Genomic DNA, 7274 nt, shown 5'->3' on the forward strand with positions numbered 1-7274 from the left:
AATGGGGGTCTTTTGATAGGTAACCGTATCCAAAAACCTCCTTTGTCAAAATCATATTGGCCTTGGAACTTTATGGCATGGACCAATTGAAAATCCTCGGTTCCATCACTAAAAAAGCTTTTGCTCCATTTTAAAATGATATCCAGATACTTTTCTACAAAAGATACATACCGCTCATTCTCCGTAAAATCGTCCGCTTGGTGACCTCCCCATTCACGGACCAAGGCACTCTTACCGGTTCCGCTCCAATCGTTCATAAAATATTCCTTTTTCAGGGCATCGGTTCCCATATCAAATGCAAATTCCTTCAATACTTTTTGGGCCAAGCTCGACTTTGCTTCTTCCTCAATGATCTTTCCTTTTGTCTGCTGCGTTAGGGCAGTCCTGTCCATCACCTTAAAATGCTCCTTCAAACTATGGATACGCACCAAGTGGGCAAACCCAGCATACCCGGTACCCGTCAGATTCCTTTTTTCACCGGCTTCCTTGGAAAGGTCCACTTTTTTGGGATTGTCCTGCATCATATAGGAATCTATGGCCCCAAATCGGGGAAGGCCCTTGAATTTCTGAACCACAATATCCTTAAAGGCTTGGTTAGGGGATTTATAAACCAGGTAATCATCCTCATTGTAAGCTATGGCGGTATTCTGTTGTGTAGCTTTTTGCTCTGTTTTTTGGGCCTCGGGTAGTGTTATGGCCTCAGTTTGCGTATTCGTTCCATTCGCCGAATCTTGTTTCCCATCCAAAATATCACCCACTTTCTTATCGGCCTTTTTAATTATTTTTTCCTCGGCCTGCTGCTTCAATTTTTTAAAAAACTGACCGTTCATGTTCTGAGGCAATGTCATCAGCAATACCCCTACAATCCATAAAACTTGTTTCGTACGATTACATTTCATTTGATCAATCTTTAAATTTAACGGTCTTCATATCCACCTCTCCCATTTTTTTGGTTAGGGGGGCATCCTTATAAAACTCCATTGTTGTACTTTCCAACTCAAACTCCCAATCCACATGGGTAGGATTTGTAATACGAGGTGTCACCTTCACCTTGAACACCACAAATACGGGTGATCTGGATTGGAGGTTAAATTCTTTGGCCGCTGTTGGGTCTACGGACAAAAAAACCTTTTTTGATGTGTTCTTCAAGGTTTTTTCATTCTCAGAGTAGGCCAAAAAATTGGAATTATGAAGTATAAAGTCCCCTCCTATGGAGAATATATTGCCAATCCAATAGCCTTTATCCTTAAAATCATATTTTTCAGCTACCGCTCCCCTAGCCACGAAGTAGGCGACTTGGCTTCCATTTTCATAGAATGTTTCACTCCAATCCCGAAGGGTCTCAAAATGATTCTTGATAAACTTGGAGTAACTGCGATTTTGGGCAAATTCATTGTTCCGTGTCCCTCCCCAGCTAGGTACAATGGTTCGTTCACCCACGGCATTGGTAAAATTACACGGGGCCTTTGCTTCGGGGTCACAAAAGTATTCTTGCATATTTTCATCCGAAAAAACATCCTTTGCGAGCATCAACAAATGATGTTGGGCCTTATTGGAGTTCTTTGCCTTAAGGTCATTGTCCGCATAATTGTATGAAGTGAGTTTTGACCGGTCCATATCCTTGAAAAGGTCTTCCATAAATTTAAGTTCCAAGAGTGCCCGATAGGCTTTGCTATGGGTCGGGGCCGTAACCCCCCTATGATAATAAACATCTCCATAGCGGGGAAGTCCCTTGTGAGATTGTATGACCACATCCATAAAATCCTTGTTGGGGGCCTTATAGGTGATAATATTATCGTCCTTAATTTCAGGCGATTTATTCTGGGTTTGATTTCCTATCGGTATGCTGTTTGGGGATGTTTTGTTTGTTGATGCAGGCCCAGTCTTTGGACTTGGTTTCTCTTTTTCTGGAGCCGATGTCTTTTCCCCTTCCCCATTCAATAACTCATCGGTTTTTTCACTGGCCTTATTTACGATTTTATCCTCCACATTCTTTTTCAGTTTTTTTAAAAACTGTCCTTGGACCGAGATTGGCGCCAACAGACCAAAAACCGCAACAAGCAATATGGATTTGGTTTTTATATCTTTCATTTTCATAGCTTAGATTTTATCTGGTTTTGGACACCATGGAATTGATGTCTATTTCCCCCACTTTTTGGGTAAGGCCATCATCCGAGTACAGTTCTATGACAGGGCTGTTCAAACTGAAGGTGGTCTTGAGCTGATCTGCACGATAATTTTCCACTCCATTCAGGTAGCCGGTCACATCCAACACCAAATAGAGGTATTGGTGCTTTTCAGAAAAGTGCTCTGCCTCTTCCGGAGACATTTTGAAGAGGATAGAAGTGCCATTGGGATGCATCAAATTTCTTTCGGTGGAGTTGGATGGTTGAAGTCCATACCAATGTAACAAAAAGCCAGTGTTGTAAAATTGATTGGTATTGAACCAATAACCCCCATCCTTAAAATCGTAGGTGCCCAAATTGGTTCGGGCCACATAGTATCCCTCCAAGGTATTGTCTGTATAAAGGGTCTTTGCCCACTTTTCTAACATGGGAAATTTTTCCTTCACAAAAGCGGTATACGCACGCAATTTCTGAAACTCCGAAGCCCCCCTGCCTCCCCATGGCCTTTGGTTCCTTGGTTCGTTGTAATACCCTTCTTGTGGAAACCCGGAAACACAATCCTCTTCTTTTGGGTTGCAGAAAAACCGAATCAACTGTTGTGTATTGCACAATGCATTTGCCAAGGCCAGTACATGCTGCTGGGCGGTGAGGGATTTCAACTCTTCCTCATACATATTTTGCTTTCGTTCGGTAAAAAGATCTTTGTCCATTACCGCAAACATGTCTTCCTTAAACCTCATCTTCAAAAGCTCCATAAAGGCGTGCTTACTGGCCATATGGTGGCTGGACCGTTTGTCCATTTCAAAATACCCTTCTTCCCTAGAGCTTATATAGGTGCCATCGGCCTTCACAAAATATTCATCCTGTACCCCAAAGCGGAGCTTCCCTTTGTGGGTCTGTAAGGATAGGGAAATAAAATCGGTACTGGGTGGATCAAAAACCTTTTCCATTGGTTGGCCCCACCCTACTCCTTGGCAAACAATTATTATAATTACAAAAAGCAAATTCTTCATAGATCAATTGGTTTTTAACGTGAGGTTGGCAAGGGAAAGCGTCATAAAATGTTCTGTAAGGGCTTCGTCCTCATAAATTTCCACATCGCTGTCCACATGGGAATAGTTGAACTCCACAGGGTCATAAGGAAAGGCCATCGGTTTGCCCGAACGTTTCAATTTTATCTTCTTCACCAAATACAACCGGTTGATGTCTTCCTTCAAGAACCGTTCGGCGGTCTGTTCGTCGATTTTGAGAAAAAATTGAAGATTGTTCTTTCCGTTGATTTTCTTCAAAAGTTCATGCTCATATGCCGCAACAGGCTCGAAGACCACTCTTTTGGCCCCACCTTGCTTTGGGGTAAAAACATCGTTCAGATTAAGATAATGTCCTACCCAATACCCTAATTTGTCAAAGTCATACCCCCTTCCAACATGAAGTGTGGATACATGGTATCCTACCATTTCATCATTTTTGAAAAACGATTGGCCCCACCTTTGAAGTGGCTCCAAACATACCTCAACAAAAGAGGTATAATTGCGAAGCCTCTCAAACTCGTTTTTTCCTTGATTGGTTTGGTTGCAGGCATTGTCCAAACAAAGATTCGGACCGACTTGGGTCCGTAAAAACTGCTGTAGAAATGCGGAATTCCGTTGTTCTTGTGATGTATTGGAACTGGCCACGGTCAAACGCCCGCGGTCCAGATCACTCATAAAGGGCTCCAAATATTTCAACCCCACCAAAATGGAAAAATTCAAGAGACCGTTTCTTTCCTTTTTGTTCTGTTCCATCACATGGGCCCCATCATTTCCCCGTGCGGGTCTCATCGCGGGCGTGGCACCCGTATTCTTAACCATATGACTGTTAAATGCCCCAAACCGAGGAAGGCCCATATGGGCCTGTAGTTTAACGGGAGCAAACTTCTCGGAAGGTGGATCGAACACAATCAGATTGTTGGCACTTGGGGCCTGTGCCTCTAATTCAAGCAACCCCAAGATAGCCAACAATACCCCCAAACTTATCTTATGTATCATTTTCTTCAATATGAACCGTTACTCCCACGTTATCACTCCATCCATAGTCAAAAGCTTGTCATCATCGGTATTGATTACCGTGGTACCTTCAAAAGTGACTTTTTTGGCTTCGAAATCAACTTCAAACCCATCTCCACAGGCCATAAAGAATCCTTGATAGGGGGAGGAACACGCATGTGGATATTCTTCCCCGTTCTTTACAATGGTCATGGAAATGGTCTTGTCGATATCGGGTGACCCCCCAGTGGAAAAATCCGCAGCCACGATCACAAAACCGCTCTGGTCATTACTATAGACCAGTTCGTTATCTACCACTGTAATATTATCGGAAAGTAATATGACAGATTTGTCCGTTCCTGTCAATGATGCATTTCCGACCTCAATGTTCCCTACGGTCAAAGAAGTCCCCAAAACCCCAGTCTCCTCCCCGGACAACTGGATGATTCCCTCAACCTTTCCGGATTTCCCATCCTCTGGTTCATCGCCATCGTCAGAATTACAATTTGTGAACATGGTAAGTGTAAAAATGGAAAGGAAAAACAACTGCATTTTTTTCATAGTATAAAATGGTTATGGTGCGTAGAAAACACCAAGCTATATATTCCCCATAGCCTATGCCACGACCACTTATTCACCGTTGTAAATATGAACATGAGCGTTGTCTTTTGTTGAATTACCGCAATACACAATGAACGGGGCAGCATATTGAGTCAAAACCTTTAAATTTGGTTTTGACCAATCACCCGCCATGCCAGATTCCTTTAAAAAGATCTTTTTAGTCCTATTGCTCTTTCCCCTTTGGGGAATTTCCCAACAAAGCGTATTGGATTCGTTACAACAGGAATTGGCCACCCATTCGGCAAAAGATTCTGTCCGCGTTTCTTTATTGATAAAAACTGCTGGGGAAATGACCTATTCCAATCCCAAGGAAGCTTTTCCTTTGGTAGATGAGGCCATTGCCATATCCTCCGAAACAGATTGGATCAAGGGGGAGAGTTACGCATTGAGACAGAAGGGAAACCTGCATTATGTTATGGGAGACGACCTAGCCGCACTGGATGTCTACCAAAAAGCGCAACATCTTGCCGAATCCATAGGGGACAGGTCACTTGAAGCGTCGTTGTTGAGCAATATCGGAAACATTTTTGCCGATTTAAAACAGTACGATAGGGCCTTGGAAAATTATGAAGCCTATTTGACCTCTGCACAAAAGTTGGGCAATGTCCCTGATGAAATAAAAGCACTGTCAAACATTGCAATCATCTACAACGACACTAAAAAATATGAAGAAGGAGTGGCCAATCTTGAAAAGGCCCTAAAATTGTCCAAACAGGAAGAAAATGACCTCTTTGTGGCCGCCATTACCAATAACTTGGCCCTAGCTTACAAAAAACTCGAAGATTACCCAAAGGCACTCTTGTATTATCAGGAGGCGGCGGATCTTGCCCACCAGATCGGGAACAAATACATTGAAGCTTCTGCCCTGAACAGCATAGGAATGGTCAATATCATATTGAAAAACTATGACTTGGCTGCCTTAAATGGGAGGAAAGCCCTTGACCTATCCCAAGAGATCGAAGCCGTGGAATGGCAAGCGGATTCCTGGAAAGTATTGAGTGAGGTATACGAACATGAAGGAGAAATGGCAGAAGCCCTCCATGCTTACAAAGAGCATGTACGTCTTCAGGACAGTGTGTTGAGCTAAGAAAAAAAATCTGAGCTGACCCGGAAGGAAATGCAGTTCAAAATGGAGAGGCAACAGGCCGAGGCCGAGGAGGAAATCAAACGGCAACATCTCGTCAAAAATGGTTATTTGGCTGGGGCCATCCTTCTGGCACTGATCTCAATTGCAAGTTATTTTCTATATAAACGCAGACGTGATGCCTTGGAAAAAAGAAAGGTGGTCGAATTCAATGCCAAGGTAGCCGAGACAGAACTCAAGGCCTTACGCTCACAAATGAATCCCCATTTTATTTTCAACTCCTTGAACTCCATTAGCGATTTTATTTCAAGGAATGATATAAAACAGGCCGATGAATACTTGGTAAAATTCTCCAAACTTACCCGTGCCATCCTTGAAAATTCTGAAAAGAAATGGATTACCCTCGAAGAAGACCTGGAACTCATGGAGCTTTACATGCAACTGGAAGCCATTCGACTGGAAAACCATCTGGAATACAGCATAACCGTAGACGAGGACATTGAGCCGGACAACACCTTGGTTCCCCCGATGATCCTACAGCCCTTTATTGAAAATAGTATATGGCATGGTATTGCCCCCAAAGGGAACACTGGGAAAATTGATATCCAAATCAAGAAAAAGGGAGACATGCTCTTATGCGTGGTGGAGGATAATGGGATCGGTCGGGCCACCGCTTCTATGGATACCAAGGAGAAAAGTTCTTTGGGCGTAAAGATCACCACCAACCGTATCGAGATCATCAACCATATGAAAAACACGGAAGGTTCCATCGACATGATAGACAAGAAAGAAGGCCTGCGTGTGGAAATAAACCTACCTTTGGAACTTCAATTCTGACCTCGCCATGTTAAAAGCCATTATCGTTGATGACGAACAGCACTGCATTTCCCGATTGACGGGTCTTCTGCAGGAAGTTGGCCCGGATATCCAAATACTGGCGAGTTGTAATACCATTTCAGAGGGTAAAATACATATAGAAAAATACAATCCTGATGTGCTTTTTTTGGATGTCCAGCTCGGGAGTACTACCGGGTTTGATTTACTGTCCCAACTAAACCATCTTGATTTTGAACTGATCTTCACCACTTCTTTTGACACTTATGCCCTAAAGGCCATCAAATTTTCTGCCTTGGATTATTTGTTGAAGCCCATTGCCAAAGAAGACCTCCATGAAGCACTACAAAAAGTGAGGGAGAACAAGGACCTCAAAGAGACCACAAAAAAAATTGATGTGCTTTTCCATAATTTTAAGGAGGGGTCGGGAAATTCCAAACGAATTGCCATCCCTACAGTGGATGGGTTCGTCATGGTGGACACCAATGACATAGTCCGACTACAGTCAGATGCCAATTATACCCACATCCATACCTTATCGAACAAAAAAATCACGGCTTCCAAAACCTTAAAATATTTTGAGGG

General features: G+C 43.0%; 8 protein-coding genes. 3 read left to right on the forward strand and 5 right to left on the reverse strand.

The genetic code is table 11. The features are described from left to right. The 5 genes from D2V05_RS12585 to D2V05_RS12605 form a co-directional block, all read right to left on the reverse strand. On the reverse strand, positions 1-899 hold an 899-nt coding region (locus tag D2V05_RS12585), incomplete at its 3' end, for a hypothetical protein (protein ID WP_147378275.1). Between the two features lie 4 nt (positions 900-903). Then, on the reverse strand, positions 904-2091 hold the full coding sequence (locus D2V05_RS12590; protein ID WP_147378253.1) for a hypothetical protein: 1188 nt from the start codon (positions 2089-2091) through the stop codon (positions 904-906). Positions 2092-2107: 16 nt separating this feature from the next. Further along, positions 2108-3076: a hypothetical protein gene (locus tag D2V05_RS12595; RefSeq protein WP_119647212.1), complete on the reverse strand. Its 969-nt coding sequence runs from the start codon at positions 3074-3076 to the stop codon at positions 2108-2110. 66 nt (positions 3077-3142) lie between these two features. Then, on the reverse strand, positions 3143-4153 hold the full coding sequence (locus D2V05_RS12600) for a hypothetical protein (RefSeq protein WP_119647213.1): 1011 nt from the start codon (positions 4151-4153) through the stop codon (positions 3143-3145). An 18-nt stretch (positions 4154-4171) separates the two neighbouring features. Continuing rightward, entirely contained in the window at positions 4172-4711 is a 540-nt protein-coding gene (locus tag D2V05_RS12605; protein WP_119647214.1) for a hypothetical protein, read from the reverse strand. Positions 4712-4901: 190 nt separating this feature from the next. Here D2V05_RS12605 and D2V05_RS12610 point away from each other — a divergent pair, with 190 nt between their 5' ends. The 3 genes from D2V05_RS12610 to D2V05_RS12620 all read left to right on the forward strand — a co-directional run. Then, positions 4902-5858 carry a tetratricopeptide repeat protein gene (locus D2V05_RS12610; protein ID WP_119647215.1) on the forward strand — a complete coding sequence of 319 codons (957 nt, stop codon included), beginning with the start codon at positions 4902-4904 and terminating at the stop codon, positions 5856-5858. Positions 5859-5888: 30 nt separating this feature from the next. Beyond that, on the forward strand, positions 5889-6692 hold the full coding sequence (locus D2V05_RS12615) for a sensor histidine kinase (protein ID WP_119648015.1): 804 nt from the start codon (positions 5889-5891) through the stop codon (positions 6690-6692). Positions 6693-6699: 7 nt separating this feature from the next. Continuing rightward, on the forward strand, positions 6700-7274 hold a 575-nt coding region (locus D2V05_RS12620), incomplete at its 3' end, for a LytR/AlgR family response regulator transcription factor (protein WP_119648014.1).

It is taken from the genome of Flagellimonas pelagia, from assembly GCF_003584135.1.
GTDB classification, from domain to species: Bacteria; Bacteroidota; Bacteroidia; order Flavobacteriales; family Flavobacteriaceae; genus Flagellimonas; species Flagellimonas pelagia.